The organism is Phycisphaeraceae bacterium (genome assembly GCA_019636735.1).
Taxonomy (GTDB): Bacteria; Planctomycetota; Phycisphaerae; order Phycisphaerales; family SM1A02; genus VGXK01.
Genome location: JAHBWY010000001.1, coordinates 473,454 through 496,221, shown reverse-complemented (window position 1 = coordinate 496,221; position 22,768 = coordinate 473,454). Strand labels below are relative to the sequence as shown.

At 65.3% G+C, this 22,768-nt stretch carries 18 protein-coding genes and 1 tRNA gene; 13 read left to right on the top strand and 6 right to left on the bottom strand.

The annotated features are described in order from the left end of the window. The first annotated feature begins 13 nt into the window (after window positions 1-13). Entirely contained in the window at window positions 14-754 is a 741-nt protein-coding gene (locus KF724_01905) for an SDR family oxidoreductase (protein ID MBX3354434.1), read from the top strand. A 94-nt stretch (window positions 755-848) separates the two neighbouring features. On the opposite strand, the gene smpB is transcribed toward KF724_01905, so the two are convergent. Further along, complete coding sequence (gene smpB, locus KF724_01900) at window positions 849-1,325, bottom strand: SsrA-binding protein SmpB (protein ID MBX3354433.1); 477 nt, start codon at window positions 1,323-1,325, stop codon at window positions 849-851. A 286-nt stretch (window positions 1,326-1,611) separates the two neighbouring features. Here smpB and KF724_01895 point away from each other — a divergent pair, with 286 nt between their 5' ends. The 3 genes from KF724_01895 (at window position 1,612) to KF724_01885 (ending at window position 5,302) form a co-directional block, all read left to right on the top strand. Then, complete coding sequence (locus KF724_01895; protein MBX3354432.1) at window positions 1,612-4,404, top strand: hypothetical protein; 2,793 nt, start codon at window positions 1,612-1,614, stop codon at window positions 4,402-4,404. 92 nt (window positions 4,405-4,496) lie between these two features. Next, window positions 4,497-4,580 (top strand) — tRNA-Leu (locus tag KF724_01890). A gap of 20 nt (window positions 4,581-4,600) precedes the next feature. Next, entirely contained in the window at window positions 4,601-5,302 is a 702-nt protein-coding gene (locus tag KF724_01885) for a radical SAM protein (protein MBX3354431.1), read from the top strand. On the opposite strand, the gene KF724_01880 is transcribed toward KF724_01885, so the two are convergent. After that, window positions 5,271-6,476, bottom strand: a complete 1,206-nt coding sequence (locus KF724_01880; protein MBX3354430.1) for a pseudouridine synthase — start codon at window positions 6,474-6,476, stop codon at window positions 5,271-5,273. The two genes, KF724_01885 and KF724_01880, sit on opposite strands and share 32 nt — an antisense overlap. A gap of 447 nt (window positions 6,477-6,923) precedes the next feature. On the opposite strand from KF724_01880, the gene KF724_01875 reads away from it, so the two are divergent. Both KF724_01875 and KF724_01870 read left to right on the top strand, forming a co-directional pair. Continuing rightward, entirely contained in the window at window positions 6,924-8,990 is a 2,067-nt protein-coding gene (locus tag KF724_01875) for a hypothetical protein (GenBank protein MBX3354429.1), read from the top strand. 117 nt (window positions 8,991-9,107) lie between these two features. After that, the gene (locus tag KF724_01870; GenBank protein ID MBX3354428.1) at window positions 9,108-10,013 is read left to right on the top strand and encodes a YihY/virulence factor BrkB family protein; all 906 of its coding nucleotides are present in this window, start codon (window positions 9,108-9,110) and stop codon (window positions 10,011-10,013) included. On the opposite strand, the gene KF724_01865 is transcribed toward KF724_01870, so the two are convergent. After that, window positions 9,910-11,088, bottom strand: coding sequence for a DUF1570 domain-containing protein (locus KF724_01865; protein MBX3354427.1), 1,179 nt, complete (start codon window positions 11,086-11,088; stop codon window positions 9,910-9,912). The two genes, KF724_01870 and KF724_01865, sit on opposite strands and share 104 nt — an antisense overlap. Before the next feature lie 106 nt (window positions 11,089-11,194). Here KF724_01865 and KF724_01860 point away from each other — a divergent pair, with 106 nt between their 5' ends. From KF724_01860 to KF724_01850, 3 genes are all read left to right on the top strand, one after another. Continuing rightward, on the top strand, window positions 11,195-11,617 hold the full coding sequence (locus KF724_01860) for an STAS domain-containing protein (protein MBX3354426.1): 423 nt from the start codon (window positions 11,195-11,197) through the stop codon (window positions 11,615-11,617). Between the two features lie 64 nt (window positions 11,618-11,681). After that, window positions 11,682-11,981: a hypothetical protein gene (locus tag KF724_01855; GenBank protein ID MBX3354425.1), complete on the top strand. Its 300-nt coding sequence runs from the start codon at window positions 11,682-11,684 to the stop codon at window positions 11,979-11,981. 117 nt (window positions 11,982-12,098) lie between these two features. Then, the gene (locus KF724_01850) at window positions 12,099-12,662 is read left to right on the top strand and encodes an NADH-quinone oxidoreductase subunit B (GenBank protein ID MBX3354424.1); all 564 of its coding nucleotides are present in this window, start codon (window positions 12,099-12,101) and stop codon (window positions 12,660-12,662) included. Between the two features lie 59 nt (window positions 12,663-12,721). Here the strand turns inward: KF724_01850 and KF724_01845 are convergent, their stop codons facing one another. From KF724_01845 to KF724_01835, 3 genes are all read right to left on the bottom strand, one after another. Beyond that, window positions 12,722-13,525: an NAD-dependent deacylase gene (locus tag KF724_01845; GenBank protein ID MBX3354423.1), complete on the bottom strand. Its 804-nt coding sequence runs from the start codon at window positions 13,523-13,525 to the stop codon at window positions 12,722-12,724. A 67-nt stretch (window positions 13,526-13,592) separates the two neighbouring features. Continuing rightward, window positions 13,593-14,822, bottom strand: coding sequence for a pyridoxal phosphate-dependent aminotransferase (locus tag KF724_01840; protein ID MBX3354422.1), 1,230 nt, complete (start codon window positions 14,820-14,822; stop codon window positions 13,593-13,595). Window positions 14,823-15,049: 227 nt separating this feature from the next. Further along, window positions 15,050-15,418 carry a DUF2200 domain-containing protein gene (locus tag KF724_01835; protein MBX3354421.1) on the bottom strand — a complete coding sequence of 123 codons (369 nt, stop codon included), beginning with the start codon at window positions 15,416-15,418 and terminating at the stop codon, window positions 15,050-15,052. A 228-nt stretch (window positions 15,419-15,646) separates the two neighbouring features. Between KF724_01835 and prfB the strand changes: the two genes are divergently transcribed. The 4 genes from prfB (at window position 15,647) to KF724_01815 (ending at window position 22,716) form a co-directional block, all read left to right on the top strand. Further along, window positions 15,647-16,828: a peptide chain release factor 2 gene (prfB, locus tag KF724_01830; protein MBX3354420.1), complete on the top strand. Its 1,182-nt coding sequence runs from the start codon at window positions 15,647-15,649 to the stop codon at window positions 16,826-16,828. A 3-nt stretch (window positions 16,829-16,831) separates the two neighbouring features. Beyond that, a complete protein-coding gene (locus tag KF724_01825) occupies window positions 16,832-17,905 on the top strand; it encodes an ABC transporter ATP-binding protein (GenBank protein ID MBX3354419.1) in 1,074 nt (357 codons plus the stop codon). A gap of 30 nt (window positions 17,906-17,935) precedes the next feature. Further along, window positions 17,936-19,960 (top strand): glycogen debranching enzyme family protein, encoded by a 2,025-nt coding sequence (locus KF724_01820; protein ID MBX3354418.1) that lies wholly within the window; start codon window positions 17,936-17,938, stop codon window positions 19,958-19,960. A 92-nt stretch (window positions 19,961-20,052) separates the two neighbouring features. Then, complete coding sequence (locus KF724_01815) at window positions 20,053-22,716, top strand: glucosidase (protein MBX3354417.1); 2,664 nt, start codon at window positions 20,053-20,055, stop codon at window positions 22,714-22,716. Window positions 22,717-22,768 lie beyond the last annotated feature (52 nt).

The following is a 22,768-nucleotide window of genomic DNA, read 5'->3' as shown; positions in this document are numbered from 1 at the left end:
CGGAGTGCTGAACATGGGTGAGTCGAATGATCGTCGTGGAGCTCCGGCGTCACCGGTGACGGTCATCACCGGCGCTGGAAGCGGCATCGGCCGCGCGGCGGCTGAGTTGCTCGCGTCGAAGGGCCATCGGCTCGTGCTGGTGGGGCGCACGGAGTCGAAGCTCCACGACACGCTCGATGTCGTCAAGGACCTCGACGCCGATGCGATGATCGTCGTGGCGGACCTCGCCGACAGCGACCAAGCGGGTCGCGTGGTCGACCAGACCATCGAGCGCTTCGATCGGCTCGACAACCTCGTGAACGCGGCGGGAGTCGCCCCACTTGCTCCCATCGAGCGCACCACCCATGCGGTGCTCGAAGAGGCCTTTCATGTCAACGCCTTCGGTCCTGCGGCGCTGATCGTGAAAGCGTGGCCCATCTTCCGGCGGCAGAAGTCCGGCTGCGTGGTGAATGTCTCGACCATCGGTACAAGCGATCCCTTTCCCGGCTTCTTCGCCTACGCCGCCAGCAAGTCCGCGCTCGACAGCTTCACGCGATCGTGCGCCCGCGAGGGCCGCTCGATCGGCGTCCGCGCCTTCTGTGTGAATCCAGGCGCCGTGGAGACGCCGCTCCTGCGCAAGAACTTCCCCGAGAATCTGCTGCCGCGTGAGAAGGCGCTGCGCCCAGAGGCGGTCGCGAAGGTCATCGCCGAGTGCATCGAAGGCGCGCGGGAGAAGGAACACGGTGTGCCGATCGCGCTGCCCAGCCCGCGGTGATCCAGCGGCGCCGGCCAAACGGCCAATCGGTTGAGTGGTCGAGCGGTCACACCGCTGAATGGTCCGGCCATCCACTGGTCATCGGATCTCGCGATTACTCGCGGCGCCGGGACATGGCACGATCCATGTCGCGCTTCATCTCGCGATCGGCGATCGCCTGGCGCTTGTCGCCATGCTTGCGACCCGCGCCGACGCCGATGAGGAGCTTGGCGCGACCGCCCTTGAAGTAGATGCGGAGCGGCACCAGCGTCACGCCCTTGGTGCGCATGGTGGCGGCGAGTTTGCGGATCTCGCGTGCATGAGCAAGCAGCGGCCGCACCCGAACGGGAGGGTGCTGCCTCGCCGAGCCCGCTGGCGGATACTCGGAAATGTGGACTCCATGCAGTTCAAGGCACGGCGGCTCCTCGCGCGCCATGACCCAACCCTCCGCGAGACTGGCCTTGCCGTCGCGCAGGCTCTTCACCTCGGAGCCCAGCAGCTTCATTCCGACCTCGAGCGTGTCGGAGATCGAGTAGTCATGCCGGGCCTTCCGATTCTCGATCACGGGCTCGCGTGCACCCTCCGACGCCATGCCGCCGATCCTAGCGAAGGATTTCGCTCCGCGAGGAGCAACAGCAGGGCGGCATCGAACTCGGGAAATCTTCGCTGACATGGCCAAGGTCCGCAATTCTCACACCCTGCGCCGATTTCGGCCGCGGCGTCTCCCGGGTTCGAAAGCCGACCTCAAAGGTCCTCAAATCAACACCCCGCACTTGCCAAATGCTCACAAGGGTGGACAATCAACCCAGCGTTCGGTGCGCGGCCCGTCTGCGGGTGGTGCGCCTTCTCTCTCCCCGTTCCCCTCTGAGAAGAGACCCATGCAAAGAAGGTTCCTGTGTAGCGCTGTTGTCCTGCTGGCATGCAGCTCCGTCATGGCGCAGGTGGTGCCTGCCAATCCCACCATCCCGGCGCCAACGGCCGAGGCCCGCAGCCAGTTCCTCCAGCAGAACCCAGCCACCGGGTTCACCGAGATCGGAACCCTCATTGAACGCGTGTGGGGACGGGCGTTCTCAAGCGGGTTGACCCCGATCGACAGTGTGCAGGCCTTCGTCAACACCAGTGCCGGAATCTACGGCGTCACCTCCGATCAGCTCGTGCTCGGCGGACCCTTCGAAGATGGCCGCAGCACCACGCCCATCATGTACGACGAAGCGACCGACCGCTTCATCTTCACAGGCGTGTACTACACGCAGGTCTTCCATGGCGTGCCCGTCTTCCGCGGGCACCTCGTCGGACTCGTGCGCAATGAGCCGGGCTTCCCGATGGTGCTCGCCGGCAGCACGCTCCGCGATGTGAGCTCACTTGAAGGTCAACTCGCGGGACAGGCGCTCGGCGCCATGAACCCCGCCATCTACACCCGGTACGCCCTGAACCAGTTCCGCGCGCCACCGCGCGTCTCTGAGCCCCGCTGGGTCATCTGGGCTGGTATCGACGATGAGACGCCCGAGCCGCGCCTCGCCATCGAGTTCGATGCCGAGGGTGGTTCCCACCTCGATCCCGACAACCACATGCACATGCTCTATGTGGTCGATGCCGCCGACGGCCGCATCCTCTATCAGGAGAGCCTCATCTACTTCGCCGATGTCTCCGGCTCCGTGCGCGCTCAGGTGAGCTCGGGCAACAAGGCTGACATCTGCACTGGCGTGATCGATGTCAGTCTTCCGTACGCAAAGATCACCTCACCCGCCGGCACGCACTTTGCCGATGTGGATGGCAACTTCCTCGTGCCGTGGCCCAGCTCGGGTTCCATCAACCTGACTTCGGCGATCGTCGGCGCGTACTTCGCGGTCAACAGCTCCACCACGGCCAACCTGAGCCTGACAGCCACGGTCCCGAGCGGCGGCTCCATCACCTTCCTTCACAATGGTCTGAACAGCTCCAGCGAAGATCGTGCGCAGGTGAACGCCTATCTGCATGCGAACATCGCCCGCGACCTGATCCTCCGCGCCAATCCGCAGTTCCCGTCGATTGCAACGCAGAGTGAGTTCCCGGTCATCGTGAATATCAGCAACTCGTGCAACGCCTTCTATCAGAACAGCACGATCAACTTCTACCTGGCGGGAGGTGGCTGTCCGAACACGGCGTTCTCGACCGTGGTGCATCACGAGTTCGGCCACAACATGGTCGCCAAGGGCGGCTCCGGCCAAGGCGCGTATGGCGAGGGCATGTCGGATTGCCTTGCAATCCTTGTCACCGACGAGAGCGTGCTCGCCTTTGGCTTCCAGGGCAACTGCAACAGCGGCCTGCGCGATGCCAACAACAACTGTCAGTACCAGACGAGCGGTTGCTCGAGCTGCGGCTCGGCGATTCACGCCTGCGGCCGACTGCTCTCCGGTTGCATCTGGGATCTCCGCAACAACTTCCTCGCGGCGTATCCCGCTGACTATCGCGATCGGATTGCGGTGCTGACGGTGAACTCGGTCCTGCTGCGGGCCGGTCTCTCGAGCATCACGCCGTCGATCACGGTGGACTTCCTGACGCTGAACGATGACAACGCCGACATCACCGATGGCACGCCAGACTATGACTTGATCAACTTGGCCTTCAGCCTGCACAACATGCCTGGCCCGACGCTCGCCCCGATCAAGTTCAGCTTCCCGAGCGGTCTGCCCACCCTGGCGGCACCGAATGGAAGCACATCGATTCCCGTGCAGGTCCAGGCTCTCTCCGGCTCCCCTGTGCCCGGAACGGGCGTGCTCTTCTATCGCTTCGGCAACAGCGGCGCATTCACTTCGGCGCCAATGACCCAGGCCGCGGCGAACCAGTACACGGCGTCCATCCCCGCGGGACCATGCGGCACCACGCTTCAGTACTACTTCTCCGCGCAAGCCGTCGGAGGCGGAGTCGTCACCAGTCCTGGCGCGGCGCCTTCGGCGTTCTACTCGGCGCCGGTCGCCTTCACCCAGAGTGTCATCTGGGACGATGACTTCGAGAGCGACAAGGGATGGACCTATGGCGTCGCGGGAGACACGGCCACGAGCGGCTTCTGGGAGCGAGGCAATCCGATCGGAACGACGGCCCAGCCCAACGGCGGCCATCAGCCTGAAGTCTCCGGTCCCAACTGCGCCTTCACCGGTCAGCACCCCGGCGGCGGCGCAGGTGCAAACGATGTCGACAACGGCATCACGACGCTCATCTCGCCCGTCTTTGGAACCGGCGGCGCCGACGACATCTACTTCACCGCGTTCGTCTGGTACAGCAATGACAAGGGCGCGAACCCCGGCGTCGATGTCATGCCAGTGCATGTCTCGAACAATGGCGGCGCCACATGGACGCTGATCACGAACATCAACAACAGCACGACCTCGTGGGTGCCGTACTCCTGGCGCTTGGCTGACTATGTGCCGCTGACTGAGAACATGCGGGTGCGCTTCCGTGCCCAGGATCTCGGTGCTCAGGCGCTGGTTGAAGCTGCCGTCGACACCGTCGCCATTGTTGGCTACGGATGCACGCCGGTGGTGCCTGGTGACCTGAACGGCGACGGCGTGGTCAATGGTGCCGACATCGCGCTCCTCCTCGGCAACTGGGGCGGATCCGGCACTGGCGACCTGAACGGCGACGGGACGGTCGACGGATCGGATCTGGCGATTCTGCTGGGCAACTGGAGCTGATCGCCACGCTCACTTCTGTTCGTCTGCATGCGGCGGCCGTTCGGGCTACACACCCGGGCGGCCGCCGCTATACTTTCGCCCTTCTCCGCATTGCCCAGGTGGCGGAACTGGCAGACGCGCCAGCTTGAGGTGCTGGTGGGAGCAATCCCTTGGAGGTTCGAGTCCTCTTCTGGGCATTCAGACGAGTGGCACGGTCGTGAGCAGCAGCCGCAGCGACGCCGCAACGCTTCGCATCAACGAGATCTTCCATTCCATTCAGGGGGAGAGCTCGTGGATGGGCGTGCCATGCGTCTTCATTCGCCTCGCAGGCTGCCCGCTGCGCTGCCGCTATTGCGACACGGAGTACGCCTTTCGCGAAGGGCGATCGAGGGACATCTCGGAGATCGTGCGCGAGGTGGTCGACATCGGTTGTCCGTTGATCGAGATCACCGGTGGCGAACCGCTGGCCCAGTCGGGAGTCTTTTCGCTCATCACCGCGCTCGCCGATGCGGGATGCACCGTGCTCATCGAGACCTCCGGAGCCGTGGACATCTCACCGTGCGATCCTCGCTCCATCCGGATTCTCGATCTGAAGACTCCCGGCAGCGGCGAGAGTCACCGAAATCTCTGGAGCAATCTCGACCACCTCCGCGAGCGCGACGAGATCAAGTTCGTCATCACGGATCGCGGCGACTATGAGTGGGCCCGCCGCGTGATGACCGAACATCGACTCGTCGAACGCTGCCGCTGCGTGCTCATGAGTCCCGTCTTCGAGCAGGCGAAGGGACTTGAGATCGCCGGGGCGAAGGGGCTCGAACCGCGGCAGCTTGCCGAGTGGATTCTCGCGGATCGACTCCCCGTGCGAATGCAGCTTCAGTTGCACAAGTTCATCTGGGCCCCCGCGACCCGCGGCGTTTAGGCGACGCCGGAGCCCGCGATCGATCACTGCGACCGAATCCGGATGGGCGCGGATACTCGGGTCCGCGGGGACCAAAGGGCCCGCGCGGCGCCGGAGCACTCCGTGAAGAGCCCGGGCCGCCCTTGGCTGACTTGGTTCGAGGGCCCACTCCGCGGAAGTCGCGTGATTGGCGCGGCACGCCGATGTCGCCTGGCATGTGCGGCGCACGGGACGCGCCAGGCTCGCGCGTCGCTCTTGACGCGCGGGGTCCATGCGACCTGCCTGGCCCTCGTGGCGCGCCCGGCTCATGCGACGCCTTCGGCTGGCGCGGTGTGCCTCGCTCATGCGACGCCTTGGAGGCTCGGTGCTCTCGACGCTGCGCTCGCTCCAATCGCTCCGCCGGTGACATGAACGCCTCGGCGCGCAGGGCCTCGACCTCACTGTGGGTGAGATCGCGCCACTCGCCGATCGCCAGCGCCCGCAGACGAAGCGGCCCCATCTGCACGCGGCGCAGCTTCTTCACCGGGTGCCCCAGCCGCAGCATCATGCGGCGAATCTGGCGATTGCGACCTTCGCCCAGTTCCATGAGCAGTTGCGTCCGATCGCGGTCCCGCTTCACGATGGCCAGGCTCGATCGCTCCGTGCGCGAGCCCGGGGCGCCGCGACGAGCCGGCAGGTAGATGCCCGCTTCGAGCTTGGCGAGATCGGCTTCGCCGACGGCGCCGCCGACCGTGACCTCGTAGATCTTGTGAATCTCGTAGCGCGGATGCGTGAGTCGATTCGCCAGTTCGCCGTCATTCGTGAGCAGCAGGAGACCGCTCGAGTCGATGTCGAGCCGCCCCACGGGATAGAGCCTCGCCTTGCTCGGATGGTCGATGAGATCGATCGCGCGACGACGCCCTTCGGGATCGGAGTTGGTCGAGACGATGCCCTTGGGCTTGTAGAGCATCACATAGACATGACGCTCGGGTCGCGACAGCAGGCGACCTTCGACTTCGATGCGATCTCGCGCGGGATCGACCCACGCAGGCAACGCTTCGACCACTTCGCCGTTGACTCGCACTGCGCCCTGCTCGATGAGCGCTTCGCAGTGGCGCCTGCTGCCCACGCCTGCATCGGCCATCACGCGCTGAAGGCGCGGGCCTCGGGACTCGTCGGCAAAGGAGTGGGATGGCGTTCGGCCCTTGCGTGGCATGGAGGGATCCTACGGGGTGCGACCTGCCGCGCGTGGCCGCGCCATGCCATTGCCGCCGGGGAGCAACGCCATGCCATCGTGAACGGGCCACCGCGCCGCATAGGAGTGCTCAGGCGCAGTGCCAGCGTCACTCGATCACCGCTGTTCCCGCAGACTCCCACCCAGCGCCGGATCCTTCGTATCTGGGTCCACCGGCGTCGCCCGACCACCGTTGTTCCCGCAGACTCCCGCCAGAGCCGTATCGTGCATGCCAGGGTCCACCGGCGTCACCCGACCACGGTTGTTCCCACCGACGCCCGGCGGTGAATGGACGGCCGCATCGAGGCATGCCACCATGCGCCCATGCCCCTTCGAACGCCGCCCCTCGATCGCGCCAGAGGACACTCAGCATCAGCCATCGCTCGACCAAGGCCGTCCGCGGCGATGCACGATCGGCGCGGCGACTCCATGAGCGCTCTTGCTCGGGGCGTCGTAGTCATCGCAGGTGCGTCTCTCGCGGCTTCACTCTCGTGTGGAAATGGCGCAACGACCAGCGCCAGCACTGCGGACATCGCCGATGTGCAACAGGAGCCATTGCTTCAACCGCGGAATCCCACCCACTCACTCGGAGCGGCGGTCGTCATCCATGATCTGGCGGAACCGCTGCAACGCATCGAGGCGCAGATCGCGGGAGCCGCAGCGAAGGTCCCGAGCGACCGCATTCTTCCTCTGGTTCGCTCGCTCCTTGATGAGCCGTGGGCGCTGCCCGAAGTTGCCGCCGCACTGGTCCAGTCGACGCAGCACCCTCGCGCCGGACTCGCGGTCGCCTCATTCGCAGCCATGGCGCTGGGCGCCGACGCGCCGGCACCCGAGGGAACCGGGCGACAGCCCATTGATCGCGGATGGGCGGGCATCCAGGCGCTCCAGTACTTCCTTGGCGCAGGCGATCTTCGGGTTCAGGAGGCGCTCGAACCCATCCTCCGCGCTGCCTCACAGGAGTACGGCGTGCCGATGCCAACCGCCGACGAGGTCAACGCCATGACCGAAGAAGAAGTGATGCAGTTCCGCGAAGCATGGGAGGCGCTTCGGCGCCGCTTCGCCCATGATGCCCTTCGCTTCCTGTCCGTCATCGAACAGACACCCATGCCCCAGGGTGAAGATCTCGAACTGGCCAAGCGAATGGCGGCCTTCGCAACACTCATGGACCGATCGCGCATCGCCTCATCGGTAGCGCTGGCCGACCTTGAGTTCGACTTCTCGATCGACTGGAGCAAGGAGAAGCCGGGCGAACTGCCGGAGGAACTCTCCGGCGCCGTCGAGGGGGAGATCCTGAAGGTGCTGAAGTTCGAGCCCTTCGGTTGGCTGGTGGTGGGCGGAACGGGATCGAACACCTACGACATGAGTCGCATTGCTGGAGTCTTCGATCCAGGCGGTGACGACCGTTACGAGTGGCATGACACCGTTGTCGGCTCGCGCGTGATCATCGATCTTGAGGGCAACGACACCTATGTCTCGACAGGTCCCGTGGGGCCCGCAGGCGCGGTACTCGGCTTCAGCTTGATCCGGGACCTGAAGGGCAACGACCGCTACGAAGGTCTCACACTCTCTTCAGGCGCAGCGCTCTTCGGCGCTGGTGTGCTGATTGACGATGAGGGCGACGATGTTCACATCGCCCACGCGTTCTCGCAGGGCGCCGCGTGTTTCGGCGTGGGCATCCTTCTGGATCACGCGGGCTCGGACCGCTACCACGGCGTCGTCCTCTGCCAGGGAGTTGGCGGGCCGATGGCGGCCGGTGCGCTGATCGACCGCTCGGGTCACGATCTCTACAGCGTCAGCGGTGCGCCAAGCGCCTATGGAACTCCGGCAACCTTCAGGGCCTTCAGCCAGGGCGTCGGCTACGGCGTGCGCCGCGATCTCCCCGGCGGCATCGGAGTGCTCGTCGATGACTCGGGTGATGATCGCTACCAAGCCGGAGAGTTCGCGCAGGGCGGTGGCTACTTCTTCGCGCTCGGCATCCTCGCGGATCGCGCCGGCCGTGATCTCTATCACGGTGATCGCTACGCCCAGGGATTCGCGGCGCATCAGGCGTTCGGCATCCTGCTCGACTTCGCGGGTGATGATGTCTATTGGAGTCGGACGGCCGCAGGGCAGGGCGCCGCGTGGGATGAGTCGGTCGCCATGCTCATCGACTTCGATGGCAATGACACCTACCGCGCCGATGGACTCTCGCAAGGCGCCGCAGCTCAGAACGCCATCGCCGCCCTCGTCGATCTCGGCGGGCAGGATGTCTTCCATGCAGTCGGGCGCGATGTGCAGGGCGCGGGCGGCTCCGCCGACTATCACTTCGCGCAGTGCCAGTGCTTCAACCTCGGCGTCCTCCTGAAGCGCGGCGGAAGCGCCCGATATTCAAGCATGAAGCCCACCGGCACCGTCACGCTGACGGCGGAAGTCAAGCCCGACGAACCACGCGCGAGCTACGCCTATGGCGTGCTGATTGATGAATCGACGAATGCACCCGACGCCGCGGGTCGATAGATCTCGGTGGAGCGCGGCACCCTCATGCCGCCTCCGATCGGCTCGCCTCGACCTCACTGGACACAGGGCGATCCGGTGACTCACGCTCACCCGCGCCTCTCCTAGACTCTGCACCAGATGAGCGAATCGCCCCTCTTGTCGCGATCCCTGCCGACGCCGATCAAGGAAGGGATCCGGCTGTATGAGCGCATCCGCGATGACCGACTTCCGCAGATGGCCGCGTCCCTCGCCTATCGATCGCTGGTCGGCCTTGTTCCGGTGCTGGTGGTCGCTACCGTTGCCGCACGAAGCCTCATGGCCGATCGCTTCCCGGAGTTCGTGGGAGAGATCATCAGCGCCCTCGGACTCCAGGGCATCGAGGTGATGAGTGACGGCAAGGCGGTCGCCCTCGATACCTGGGTCCGATCGCTGGTCGCGCAGGCGAGCGGGGTCAATCTCTCCACACTGAGCTGGATCAGCGTGGTCATCGTGCTGGCCACGGCGATCTGGCTGGTTGCGGGAATCGAGGACTCGCTCAATCAGATCGCCCACTCGCGCAGCACGCGAACTTGGTCGCGGCGGATCATCCTCTACTGGTTCCTGCTGACGGCGGGACCGGTCATTCTGGCCGTGGTGCCCTTCGCCTCGGGCAAGCTGGCCGGTGTCGCCGACGCGCTTCCACAGTGGGAGTGGCTGCTCTCCCTCGCGAAGCTCTCCATGAGCGTGGGGCTCACATGGCTGCTGCTCTGGGTCATCTACACCGTCGTGCCGACGACTGAACTCAAGATCCGCGACCTCATGCTCGGGGCGCTCGCGGCAGCGGTCCTCATCGAGCTCGGGCGCCGGTTCCTTGGGCTGTACCTCGTCCACCTTGTTGGCGGCAAGGCGGGCGTCTACAGCTCTCTCGGCGTCGCCCCCATCTTCATGCTCTGGCTCTACTTCATGTGGATGTTCGTGCTGCTGGGGGTCTCGCTCGCGTCGCATGTGGACGATCGTCGTCGCGCCTACACCAGGCTTCGCGCCATGCAGGCTCCACATGGCTGAGCGGGCCGCACGCTGATTCGAAGAGGGCGATGCGTCCCTTCGGCGACGCGGGCATCGTGCCCTCGCGAACCGATGACATGAGTTCCACGAGGCCCTGGCGTTGCTCACGATAGAGCCAGGTCACCAGGCTCCACGACTGCGCATACCAGTCGAGTGACGCCCTGGTTCCCGGCGTGGGACGACCCGTCATGCCGACCAGCGCCCCCAGGGGCATCGCGGCACCTTCCTCCAGGGCCCGCTCCAGGCGTTCACGCCGCGCGGCCACATCGACATCAGGACCGAAGTCACCAATGGCGCGCTCGGTCTCAAATGCACAGGCGAACCCCTCGCCCAGCCATGCAGGACATCCGGAGTGCGCCGGAAGAACGCCGCGCTCGTGCAGAAGCTGGTGGGCGGCTTCATGACTGATCAGGCGAGCGGCCCGAAGGCGCGTTTCGTCGATGGCCTCGGCCACCATCGCCTTGGACTGCGCCGCAGAGCTGGCGCCGTGCGCTCGGCGGCCACCACGATCCGAGCGGCGGACGACGCGAACCTCGGGGTCCTGCTCGAGCCGACGGACCAACTCGAGGAACTCCTGCGTCGGTGCCAGTGCAACAAAGGCCGAGTAGCGTTCGCGCGGTGCGTAGTGACCGAGCGCGGATCCATCGCCATGGGCCGCCTCGGCGCGAGCAAACGCGCGGTACTGGTCGAAGCTCCGAAAGAGAACACCGAGGTGGCGTGCTCCGGGATCGCGCGGTTCGAAATCCAACTCGCGACTCACTCGAGTCACCTGGCGCTCCGATGCTTCAAGCAGCTCAAGCGCCGCCCGGACAGGCGGATCGTCGCAATCGCTCAGCAGCACCCATGTGTCTCGCCGCGACGCCTGGAATGTCGGCAGCCGAGCATGGAGGAGGTCGAGCTCCCTCGGATCCCTGGGAGCGGTCGACTCAGCCAGAATCCCCTCCGCCGCGGGGGGCGGCGTGCCGTCTGCCGCGCGCAGGCCGTCCGGGGGCGAACCGCGCACGGATCGTGACAGCCACCACGACGCGGCGAGCGCGACACCGGACTGGATGAATGTGCGTCGCGAGACTTCCACGAATGGACCTTCCTGCCGTCAACCGGCGAGAGTAAGCTTCCCATCGGACAGGCACCTGCGAAGGTTCAACCCGAGTGCACACGGGGTGCACCTCCGGACGATTGACATGGGTGTCATGACCGGCGCCGATGGAATCATCGAGATGAGCGCACCGCCTTCCGCCACCACGCCAAGCCGGGCTCCGGTCGTCATTGAGACCAGAAACGGTCACTTGATCGCCACGCTCACTTCGCGCGTGCCCTCGGCGACCGAGGTGCAGGCGGCGCAGCAGGCCATCGTGGCGGCACTCTCGGGCTTCGAGGGCAAGGGTCGCTGCTATGTTCTCGACCTCTCGCAGATCGCGGCGCTCTCGAGCCTCGGCATCGGCCTCTGCCTCGATACGCGCCACCGCGCCGTGGAACGCGGCCTTCGCCCGATCCTGGTGGGCCTTCAGCCACCGATGCTCAATCTGCTCCGGACGATGAAGGTCGATCGCCTCTTCACCATCTTTCACGACGAGTCCGAACTCTCGCGTATGCTTTCCGCCTGAGCCGTTGCGAGTCGGCCCAAGATCGACTTCGACGGCTGATCGCCTCTGCTCTGGAACTTCGCGCATGACGAAGCTCACCACTTCACGATCCGCCCCTCGCCGAACCCGCGCCAGTGGGCGTGGCATCTCGGCGCCGATCCTGCGCTTCGCGGTGGTGCTCTCTGCGGGACTCCTTCTCGGCGGCTGCTATGAGCATGTGACCCGTGCGGGCATCACCTCCACCGAGGTGAAGCAGAAGTACGAGCCCAGCGTCGAAGAGGAAGGACCGAGCTGGATCAACGAGTTCATGTGGGGCGAGCCCCCCAAGGGCGAGGATCCCGTCCGGTATTACCGTCGGAAGAACTCCTTCGGAATCCAGCAGTAGCGCCCCTCCGAGGTTGCTGCCCCCCGCCTTCGCCCTCGAGCCGCGGTGAAACGCCCGCGGACTCCCGGGCGAATGAACTTCCCGACGAGTCCCCTCGCCTGCTACCGTTTCCATCCCATGGGCATCGAAGCCGCCTTCCCCGTCGACAGCATCCTCACCACGCAGTTCCAGCGGCTGGTCAACTGGTCGCGGCGCTCGAGCGTCTGGCCGATGCCTTTCGCCACGGCGTGCTGCGGTATCGAGTTGATGGCGACGGCATGCAGTCGCTTCGACCTCGCTCGCTTCGGCGCGGAAGTGATGCGCTTCAGCCCTCGGCAGGCCGACCTGATGATCGTCGCGGGCCGCGTCTCGGTGAAGATGCTGCCCGTGCTTCAGCGCATCTACATGCAGATGACCGAGCCCAAGTGGGTCATCTCGATGGGCGCGTGTGCATCGACCGGCGGAGTGTTTGATACCTACGCCGTCGTGCAGGGCGTCGATCAGTTCATTCCGGTGGATGTCTATGTGCCGGGATGCCCGCCGCGACCGGAGATGCTCATCGAGGGCATCATGGCGATCCAGCGGATCATCGACAACGATCAGATTCCCCGTGATCCGACGGGCAAGCGCGTACCGCTCCAGATCGCGCTCCAGCCGAACTACGAGGTCAGGCCGCAGCCCGTCACGGTTGGCATGACCTGACGCGCGGCCGCGTGCGCTTCACATCACCCCACGCTCGCAGGCACCGCCAGATCGCGGCGTCAGGTATGCGTCATCAAGGTCCTGATGAACGCCGGAACGGTCTCGCTCGCAGGCCCCGTGATTGAGCGATCGAAGTGGACGCTGATCTGCGTTCGCGTGAGATTGAACTCCACGCAGAGCGTGCCGCGCGCCTTGGCTTCCTGCACGAATCCAGCGGCGGGCCAGACGGCGCCTGCCGTGCCGATGCAGAGGAAGAGCGCGGGATCGGCGAGCGCCGCAGCAATGCGCTCGTGTTCCATGATCGCCTCGCCGAACCAGACGATGTGAGGTCGGAGCACACCGATCGCTCCGCTCCGCGGACAGGGTGTCTCCGGCCAGCACTCTCCCGTCCACTCGAAGACCTCGCCGGTCCGATCGTTGCGAACCTTTGTGAGTTCGCCGTGCATGTGAATGACCTCGGGTGAGCCACCGCGCTCGTGGAGGTTGTCGACATTCTGCGTGATGAGGTGGACTGGCGCGGGCCAGTCGCGCGCGAGCTCGCCCAGTGCCCGATGCGCCGCGTTGGGCTGAATCGAGGGGTCGCCGAGGCGCGCCCGTCGCTGGTTGTAGAAGGTGTGTACCAGTCGCGGATCTCGCGCGTACGCCTCGGGCGTGGCCACATCCTCGACGCGATGACCCTCCCAGAGTCCGTCGGCGCCTCGAAAGGTGGCGAGGCCGCTCTCGGCTGAAATCCCCGCGCCGGTCAGGATCGTGATCGGTCTGGGCTGCCGGGTGAGATGCTCGAGGTCGAGGCCGCTCATGATCCTCCCGACGCACGCGATGAACGAGACGATGGCGACGATCTCGGGGACATTGGTCGCCACCGTGCCGATCCGGCGAAAGAATACCTCTGCAGCGACCCGGTTCCCAGTCGTGGCGCGGGGCTCGACATCACCGCAGCGTGCCGACGAACTCGGCAAGACGCTCACACCCGCGATCGATGTCACTCTCACTGCACGCGAAGCTGAGTCGCACATGCGTTCGGGCGCACTCGCCGAAGTCCTCTCCCGCCACGACCGCAACATGGGCCTCTTCAAGCACCGCGTCTGCGAACGCCTGCGCCGAATCGATCCGGCGCCCGCCGCGAGAAGTCATGCCGATGCAACGGGCGATGTCGGGGAACGCGTAGAACGCGCCGTCCGGCGCCACCGTCCGCAGCCGCTCGATTCGTGAGAGGCCCTCGTGCATCCGCTTCGCCCGCGCTGCAAAGGAACGCCGCATTCGTTCGACGCCTTCGCCACCATTCGTCACCGCCTCGATGATCGCCGCCATGAATGATGCCGGAACGGAGTTTGTCATCTGGCCCTGGAGCTTGATGAGCTCCTTCATGAAGCATCCACCATCGCCCGGCGCCACGATGCAGCCCAGGCGCCAGCCGGTCATGGCATAGGCCTTGCTCATGCCGTTCACCGTGATGGTGCGCTCGGCAATGCGCGGATCGGAGCCGGGCGACCAATGCGAGATGCCGGGAGACACTTCGGGATAGATGAGCTTCTCGTAGATCTCATCGGAGATGAGCGTGACGCGCGGGTGCCGCGAGAGCACCTCGACCAGCGCCCGCAGGTCGGCCGGAGGCAGCACCGTGCCACAGGGATTCGAGGGCGAATTGAGAATGAGCCCCACTGATCGCGGCGTGATGGCTCGCTCGATCGCGGCTGGGTCGAGTCGGAATCCTGACTCGACTGAGCGCGGAACTTCCACGCAGCGGGCGCCGGCCAGTTCAGCAATGGGCCGGTAGCTGACCCACGCAGGTGTGGGCAGGATGATCTCATCACCCGCGCCAGCCTCGACCAGCGTCTGGAGAATCATGTACACGGCGTGCTTCGCGCCGGCGCAGACGGTCACATGTTCGGGCTTGCATGCGATGCCGTTCTCGCGCGCGAACTTTCCCGCGAGAACTTCGCGCACTGCCATGTCACCCGGAGTCGGCGCGTACTTCGTCCGCCCCTGATCGAGCGCCTTCTTCGCCGCCTCGCGAATGCTCTCGGGTGTCACGAAATCGGGTTCGCCCACGGAGAGGTTCACCACATCGATCCCCCGCGCCTTCATCGCAGCGGCCTTCGCGCCCGTGGCAAGCGTGGCCGACTCCTTCATCTGGGCGATACGCGAAGAGATCTGCATGCGCCGCTCAAGATACCGGGTGGAAGGGTTTGAGTGGCCCCGTTCGCATGCATGCGAGGCGCCGAGGCATCGGCATCAGTGGCCCCGTTCGCATGCATGCGAGGCGTCGAGGCATCGGCATCAGTGGCCCTCTTCGCCTCAGACACTCGAAGGGCACGCGGCTCTCGGAATCGCCGCGAGCCCTTCTCAACTCGGCGAGAGAGGGCCACTGAAGCCGATGCGATCAGTCAGTCCGGAGATGCGCGGAGAATGCTTCTCATGGCCTTTCCTCGCGCGAGCTCATCGATGAGTTTGTCGAGAAGGCGAATCTTCCGCATCAGCGGGTCCTTCACCTCTTCAACCCGTACCCCGCACACGACCCCCGTGATCGATGCGCTGCAAGGGTTGATTTCCGGCGCCTCAGCAAAGAACTCCGCGATGGTTACATCACTCGTGATCTGCTTCTCGAGCTGCTTCTCGTTGTACCCCGTGAGCCAGCAAATGACCTGGTCCACTTCGCCTCGGGCTCGCCCCTTTCGCTCCGCCTTCTGCACATAGAGCGGATAGAGCTTGGCGAAGGACATGCCGAAGATGCGCTGCTCCTGCTTGGTGACCATGGAACCTTCAAGCGTACATCCAACACCTCCATCCCTCGCCTCAACTCCTCATTGCTCATCGTCCCACCAGGGTCGGCATCGGTGGCCCTCTCTCGCCGAGTTGAGGGCGGTAGGGCGACAACTCCGAGAGCCGCCCCGCCGCCCGAGTGTCTGAGGCGAAGAGGGCCACCGATGCCGACCACTCCACGCCCGGCATGGCGGCGACCTGTCGCGCCGCCGATACCGACCATGCACACGCGTGCGGCGAAGCAACCTCGTACACTCGTGGCATGCACTTCGACGCACACCAACCGGTCATCGACGACCTGGAGGCGCGGATCACAGCCATCCGCGACTCGCTTTAACTACGACGGCAAGCTGACCGAACGCGCGGCGCTTCAGGATCGCATGGGCGCCGGCGACTTCTGGAACAATCCGAAGGCCGCACAGAAGACGATCGACGATCTCAAGATTGTCCGTGCACAGATCGAGCCGCTCGAAGCCCTCATCAAGGGATTCGAGGATGCACGCGTTGCCTACGACATGGCCCGTGAATCCGGGGACTCGGATCTGCTGACGGAGGCTGACGAAGCACTCTTCAGATTGCAGAGTGACATGGAGCGCGTGGAGCAGCAGAGTCTGCTCGCGGGCAAGCACGACCATCGCAATTGCTTCGTCTCGATCCAAGCCGGGGCCGGCGGCACAGAGGCGGAAGATTGGGCGGGCATGCTGGAGCGCATGTACCTCTACTACTGGCAGCGCATGGGCTGGAAGGCCGAGGAGCTTCACAAGACGCTCGGCGCAGAGGCGGGCGTGAACGCCGTCACCTATCGCATCGCCGGTCCGTTCGCCTTCGGCTACATGAACTGCGAGCGCGGTCCGCATCGGCTCGCGCGAGTGAGCCCATTCAATGCTGAAGGCAAGCGCCAGACGAGCTTCGCCACGGTTGATGTCACCCCCGAGTTCGAGGAGGAGGATCTCGAGATCCCTGCGAAGGACTTGGAGATCGTGCCGTTCGTGCGAGCAAGCGGGCCAGGCGGCCAGAATGTGAACAAGGTCGCGACGGCGATTCGCGTTACCCACATTCCCACCGGCATTCAGGTGGTTGCGAGCACCTATCGCGATCAGCCGCAGAATCGCAAGCAAGCCATGGCCGTGCTCCGCGCGAAGCTCGAGCAGCTCGAAGAGGAGCGACGAAACGCGGAGATCGCGGCCGCCACCGGCGGCAAGGTGGCGCGCGACTGGGGCAACCAGATCCGCAGCTATGTCTTCTATGACAGCCGAGTGAAGGATCATCGCAACGGACATGAGTCGAGCAATGTCCAGTGGGTGCTCGACGGCAACATCGAGGGCTTCATCGATGCAGAACTCCAACGGCGGCGATCGGAACGCGAGCGAGGCGGCGTGGCCGCCGGCTCCAAAGAGCAGTAACGCATGGTGTTCGCGCTGGAGTCCGTCACCCGGTGCTTCCCCCATCGGCGCCAGCCCGCCGTTGATGAAGTGACATGGTCGATCGAGCGCGGTGAGCGCGTGGCGCTCATGGGCGTGAGCGGGAGCGGAAAGTCCACCATGCTCAAGATCCTCGCGGGTCTTGACGCGCCCGATCGCGGCCGCGTGATGATCGATGGGCGCGAGGCGACGGCGCTTGAACCTCCGGAGCGCGGAGTCGGCATGGTGCTTCAGGAAGCACCGCTGCATGAGCACCTGACCGTGGCGGAGAACATCGCCCACCCGCTGAGGATTCGAGGCGCCGAGCGCCGGGACGCGCGACGGCACGCCGATGCCATGCTCGAACGCATGAGACTTGGCGCGCTCGGTTCATCGCGGGCGTCCGAACTCTCGGGCGGCGAACGCCGTCGGGCCGCTCTGGCGCGGGCGCTCATCATCCGCCCCGCCCTGCTGCTCCTCGATGAACCATTCGCCTCGCTTGATCCGGTGCTTCAGGCAGATCTGCGCGACGAAGTGCGCACTCTCTGCGATGACTTCCGTTGCGCGTGCGTCCACGCCACGCACAATGGACTCGAGGCTCTGGCTCTCGGCACACGCGTGAGCGTGCTTCACCGCGGACGCCTCGTCGATGATGGTCCGCCCGAGCGCATCTGGGCCAAGCCCGCATCGCGTCGCAGCGCCGTCCTGCTTGGAGCGCTCCCGATGAACCTGCTCCCACTGCCCGACACGGCCACCGATGGCTGCACGCATCTCGGCATCCGACCGGAGCACCTGCGGCTTCGGGCGGGCACCGGTGACTCACGCGACTCCGCATCCACCGCCAGCGCAGCACCCCCGACTTCGCGCCCTCAAGCGTGGCGTGCCGAAGGCGTCATCATGGCGCACGCCTCCACTGGCGATCAGAGCCTCGTGACGGTGAGACTTCGCGGCGGTGAGGTGATGCGCGTGCTCCTGCCCGCGTTGGAACGCTCGCCTCCGACCGGGGCCGCGGTCATGCTCGAAGCCAACTCGTCAGACCTCCACCACTTTCGCGACTCGCCACAGCAGGAGATCGTGTAGTCCTTCGCTCGAACACTCCCAGGAAACCCCATGAGGCGCTACGGATACACCCTTGGACTCGTCGACTTCGGCCGGGACACGACTGGAAACGCCGAGCGCGCCTCGTCGCTCGAGTGGCTCATCACCAACGGCCTCGGGGGCTACGCATGCGGCACTGTCTCGGGCATTCTCACTCGGCGCTGGCACGGTCTGCTCATCGCCGCGACCGACCCGCCCGCTGGCCGCACGATGATGCTGGCGAAACTTGATCCGCAGGTGATCTATCGCGGCGAGACCTGGGACCTCGGGAACAATCGCTTCAAGGGAGGATGCATCAAGGCTCCCGGATTGCCCCGACTGATCCGCTTCCACTTGGAGCACCTGATTCCCACATGGACCTGGTGCCTCCGTGACGCGATCATCGAACAGCGTCTCTTCATGAAGCAGGGTGAGAACACGACCTGCGTGCATTGGCGCCTTGTGCAGGGCACCAGCGAAGTCCGACTTCGATGCGGAGCGCTCGTCTGCCACCGACCGCACAACCAGCTCACGCCGCAGGGAGCGCCGCGGCCGGTCATCGAACAGAGCGATCGCGGTGTGCGCGTCTCGTGGCCGCCGCACGCACCGCACGCGCCGGGCAATGAGCTCTTCATCCAGGGTGATGGCGCCGTACCGACGCCGGGTTCGCTCTGGTGGCACGACTTCGAGCTGCCGGTCGAAGCCTCGCTGGGCTACGACTTCCTCGACAATCACTTCCATGCCGCCACACTCGAAGTGGTGCTCGCGCCGGGCGAGTCGACGGTGATGACGGCGTCGACGCAGGAACAGCCCTCGACTCCAGCGGATCAACTGCTTGAAGGGGAACGATCACGCACCGACGCACTGCTGCTGCAGGCTGAAGCCTCCACGGCGCCACCGGCCATTCAGCACCTCGTGCTCGCGGGCAGCCAGTTCGTGGTCGAGCGGAAGATCCCGGTGCCCAACGGCCCCGCCGTTGCGGGCCACTCGATCATCGCGGGCTATCCATGGTTCGCCGACTGGGGACGCGACACGCTCCTCTCGCTACCGGGCTTGCTGCTTGCCACGCGGCGCTTCGACGAAGCAAGGAGCGTGCTGCGCAGCCTCGCTCCGTTCGAACGCGATGGTCTCCTTCCGAACCGCTTCCCCTCCCCCGGTGAGGAGCCGCTCGACAATTCCGTGGATGCTCCGCTGCTCTTCATCCTTGCGACGCACATGACCTGGCACGCCACGAGCGATGACCACCTCGTGCGCGAGCTCGCGCCGACCATGCAGCGCATCATCAACGCGTTCACGAAAGGCACGCGGCATGGGATCGGCATGGACCCCGCCGACAGCCTCATTCGCGCCGAGGAGCCAGGCTCCCAACTCACATGGATGGACGCGAAGATCGGTGATCGAGTCGTGACGCCGCGCATGGGCAAGCCCGTCGAGATCAACGCCTTCTGGCATGCGGCCCTACTCTCGCTCGCGGACATGGCGTCCATCGAGGGCGGCCTTCCGGGAATCGACCCTGCGGCACTCCGCTCGCTTGCCTCGCGCGTGAAGGAGAGCTTCGCGCGATACTGGAGTCCAAGCTGGGGGTGCTGCCTCGATGTCCTTGATGGGCCGCAGGGCAATGAAGCGCTCGTGCGGCCCAATCAGCTCTTCGCCATTTCGCTCGGCCGAGACCTGCTACCGCCGCTGCAATCGAAGTCCGTGGTCGAGCAGGCGCTCCTCCAACTCTGGACGCCCGTCGGTGTGCGCACGCTCGCCCCGGGCAGTCCCGGGTATGAGCCCTTCTACGGCGGCACCGTGGAGCGCCGCGACCAGGCCTATCACAACGGCACGGTGTGGCCGTGGCTCTTCGGCCCGCTGATGCGCGCGCATGAGCAGGTCCACCATGACCATGACGCCATCGCCGACTTCATGCACCCGTTCGTCAGCCACCTTCGGGAAGCGTGCGTCGGTCAGGTGAGCGAGGTCTTCGACGCGGACCCCCCGCATCGTCCGGGTGGATGCTTCGCGCAGGCGTGGAGTGTGGGCCAGTTACTCTCCACCTGGCGCGTCTGCGGCTGAGCGCCACGCGCCGATGATCGAGCGGAGCGTGACTTCGAAAGAACCTGCTGCGCCGCGGCCCATGGTCGTGACGGCGATCGAGAGCAAAAAGCATGATGACCCCCGAACACCAGCGGCTGGAAGAAGCACGACTCGGGCTCGCGCAGTGGCGTCGCTGGGGCCCCCATGTCAGCGCTCGCCAGTGGGGCACGGTGCGCGAGGATTACTCGCCCGACGGCGCCGCGTGGGACTATCTGCCGCACGATCACGCGCGAAGCCGCGCGTATCGCTGGGGCGAAGATGGGCTCGCCGGCTGGAGCGATGAAGCGCTTCAACTCTGCCTCACGCTCTCCTTGTGGAACGGACAGGACCCGATCCTGAAGGAGCGCCCCTTCGGGCTCACCAATCGAGAGGGCAATCACGGCGAGGACCTCAAGGAGTGCTTCTTCCTGCTCGACGGCACGCCGACGCACTCATGGATGCGGATGGTCTACAAGTATCCGCATCGAGCGTTCCCATACGACGAACTGGTGCGCGTCAATGCGGCGCGCTCGAAGCTCGAGCCCGAGTTTGAGCTCTGGGATACGGGCGTCTTTGACGACGATCGCTACTTCGATGTCTTCGTCGAGTTTGCCAAGGTGGCCCCCGACGACATCGTGGTCCGTTACCGCGTGGAGAATCGAGGACCGGAAGCGGCCATCTGCCACCTGGTCCCCCAGCTCTTCTTCCGCAACACCTGGTCGTGGGAGAAGGATGCGCCACGGCCGCGCCTGGCCTCCGACGGCAATGGCGGCATCGCGATCCATCACGAGCGCTTGCCCGAGTTGCGACTTTTCATCGACACGCGCCGCGGGGCACCGGTCCTCCTCTTCTGCGAGAACGACACCAACACGGAGCGTCTCTTCGGCAAGGCGCGAGAGGGACGCACCTTCAAGGACGGCGTGAATGACGCCATCGTGCATGGACGCGCCGACGCGGTGAACGCGCGCCTCGAAGGCACGAAGCTGGGAGTGCACTGGGCCGAGACGATTCCGGCTGGCGGCGCGATGGAGCGCACGCTCCGTCTTGCCGCACCCTCGCTCCGCGCGCCGTTCGACGGCGTCGAGGCGATCATCGAGAGCCGCCGGCGCGAAGCGGATGCCTTCTACGCCACCGTGCACGACCCGGGCGCCGACGAGGAGATCCGCCGCATGCAGCGCCAGGCGTGGGCGGGGCTTCTCTGGAGCAAGCAGACCTATCTCTACGATGTTCGCCGCTGGCTGGATGGCGACCCGACGATGCCTCCGCCGCCGACTGAGCGCCGCCATGGTCGCAACGCGGCGTGGACCAACCTCTCCTGCCACAGCGTGCACATCATGCCGGACACCTGGGAGTACCCATGGTTCGCCGCGTGGGATCACGCCTTCCACGCGGTGGCGCTCGCGCCGATCGATCCTGACCTCGCGAAGGAGCAGTTGATCCTCCTCACGCGCGATCGCTACATGCATCCTTCGGGCGAACTCCCCGCGTACGAGTGGTCCTTCGATGACGCGAACCCGCCCGTGCACGCGTGGGCGTCATGGCGGGTCTACCAGATCGATCGCATGCTTCACTCGGGCCGCGGCGATCTCGACTTCCTGCGCCACATCTTCCATCGCCTGCTTCTCAACTTCACCTGGTGGGTGAATCGCAAGGATGTCGATGGTCACAATGTCTTCGAAGGCGGCTTCCTGGGGCTCGACAACATCGGTGTCTTCGACCGCAGCGCGGCACTGCCGACGGGAGGCACGCTGCAACAGGCTGACGCGACGAGCTGGATGAGCATGTACGCGCTCAACATGTTGCGCATCGCCATTGAGCTCGCCACGCACGATCCGATCTATCAGGATCTCGCCGTCAAGTTCTTCGAGCACTTCCTCCAGATCGCCGAAGCGATGACCAACTTCGGTGGCACCGGCGAAGGTCTCTGGGATGAACAGGATGGCTTCTACTACGACCGCCTGCGCTTTCCCGATGGCACCACGATGCCGCTGCGCATCCACTCGATCGTCGGGCTCATTCCGCTCTGCGCCGTCGAGGTGCTGGAGCCCGAGATGCTCGATCGACTGCCCGCCTTCAAGGCGCGCCTCGAGTGGTACTTCAACGAGCGTCCGGAGTTGGCGAATCTGGTGAGCCGATGGAGTCTTCCCGGCCGCGGCGATCAACGACTCTTCAGCCTGCTTCGTGGCCATCGCATGAAGTGCCTGTTGAAGCTGATGCTGGATGAATCGAAGTTTCTCTCGCCGCACGGCGTTCGAAGCATGTCGCGAGCGCTCGAGAAGAAGCCCTATGTCTTCTGGCAGGGGACGGAGAGCCTGAGCGTGCGCTACGAACCGGCGGAGAGTGAGAGCGAGATCTTCGGAGGCAACTCGAACTGGCGCGGCCCGGTGTGGTTCCCGCTCAACTACCTGATCGCCGAGAGCCTTCTCAAGTTCCACAACTACTACGGCGACGACTTCCGCGTGGAGTGCCCCGTGGGCTCGGGGCGCATGTGCACACTCCGCGAGGTGGCTCAGGAGATTGCCCGGCGCCTCGGGACGCTCTTTCAGCGCGACTCCGAGGGGTGCCGGCCGGTGTATGGGAAGTGGAACAAGTTCCAGCACGATCCCCACTTCCGCGATCACCTCCTCTTCTTCGAGTACTTCTGCGGGAATACCGGTCGCGGCTGCGGGGCCATGCATCAGACGGGGTGGACCGCCCTGGTCGCCAATCTGGCCTCGATGCGATTCATGGAAGAGCATTTCGGCGAACGCCCGTGATCGACCTAACCCGCTGCCCAGCCCAGCGTTGCGCGGAAGAGAGCCCGGAAAC

Coding starts and splice junctions, on each gene's coding strand:
- KF724_01905 (MBX3354434.1), top strand. CDS start 14: ATGGGTGAGTCGAATGATCGTCGTGGAGCTCCGGCGTCACCGGTGACG.
- smpB (MBX3354433.1), bottom strand. CDS start 1,325: ATGGCGTCGGAGGGTGCACGCGAGCCCGTGATCGAGAATCGGAAGGCC.
- KF724_01895 (MBX3354432.1), top strand. CDS start 1,612: ATGCAAAGAAGGTTCCTGTGTAGCGCTGTTGTCCTGCTGGCATGCAGC.
- KF724_01880 (MBX3354430.1), bottom strand. CDS start 6,476: ATGCCACGCAAGGGCCGAACGCCATCCCACTCCTTTGCCGACGAGTCC.
- KF724_01875 (MBX3354429.1), top strand. CDS start 6,924: ATGAGCGCTCTTGCTCGGGGCGTCGTAGTCATCGCAGGTGCGTCTCTC.
- KF724_01870 (MBX3354428.1), top strand. CDS start 9,108: ATGAGCGAATCGCCCCTCTTGTCGCGATCCCTGCCGACGCCGATCAAG.
- KF724_01860 (MBX3354426.1), top strand. CDS start 11,195: ATGGGTGTCATGACCGGCGCCGATGGAATCATCGAGATGAGCGCACCG.
- KF724_01855 (MBX3354425.1), top strand. CDS start 11,682: ATGACGAAGCTCACCACTTCACGATCCGCCCCTCGCCGAACCCGCGCC.
- KF724_01850 (MBX3354424.1), top strand. CDS start 12,099: ATGGGCATCGAAGCCGCCTTCCCCGTCGACAGCATCCTCACCACGCAG.
- KF724_01840 (MBX3354422.1), bottom strand. CDS start 14,822: ATGCAGATCTCTTCGCGTATCGCCCAGATGAAGGAGTCGGCCACGCTT.
- KF724_01835 (MBX3354421.1), bottom strand. CDS start 15,418: ATGGTCACCAAGCAGGAGCAGCGCATCTTCGGCATGTCCTTCGCCAAG.
- prfB (MBX3354420.1), top strand. CDS start 15,647: ATGCACACGCGTGCGGCGAAGCAACCTCGTACACTCGTGGCATGCACT.
- KF724_01825 (MBX3354419.1), top strand. CDS start 16,832: ATGGTGTTCGCGCTGGAGTCCGTCACCCGGTGCTTCCCCCATCGGCGC.
- KF724_01820 (MBX3354418.1), top strand. CDS start 17,936: ATGAGGCGCTACGGATACACCCTTGGACTCGTCGACTTCGGCCGGGAC.
- KF724_01815 (MBX3354417.1), top strand. CDS start 20,053: ATGATGACCCCCGAACACCAGCGGCTGGAAGAAGCACGACTCGGGCTC.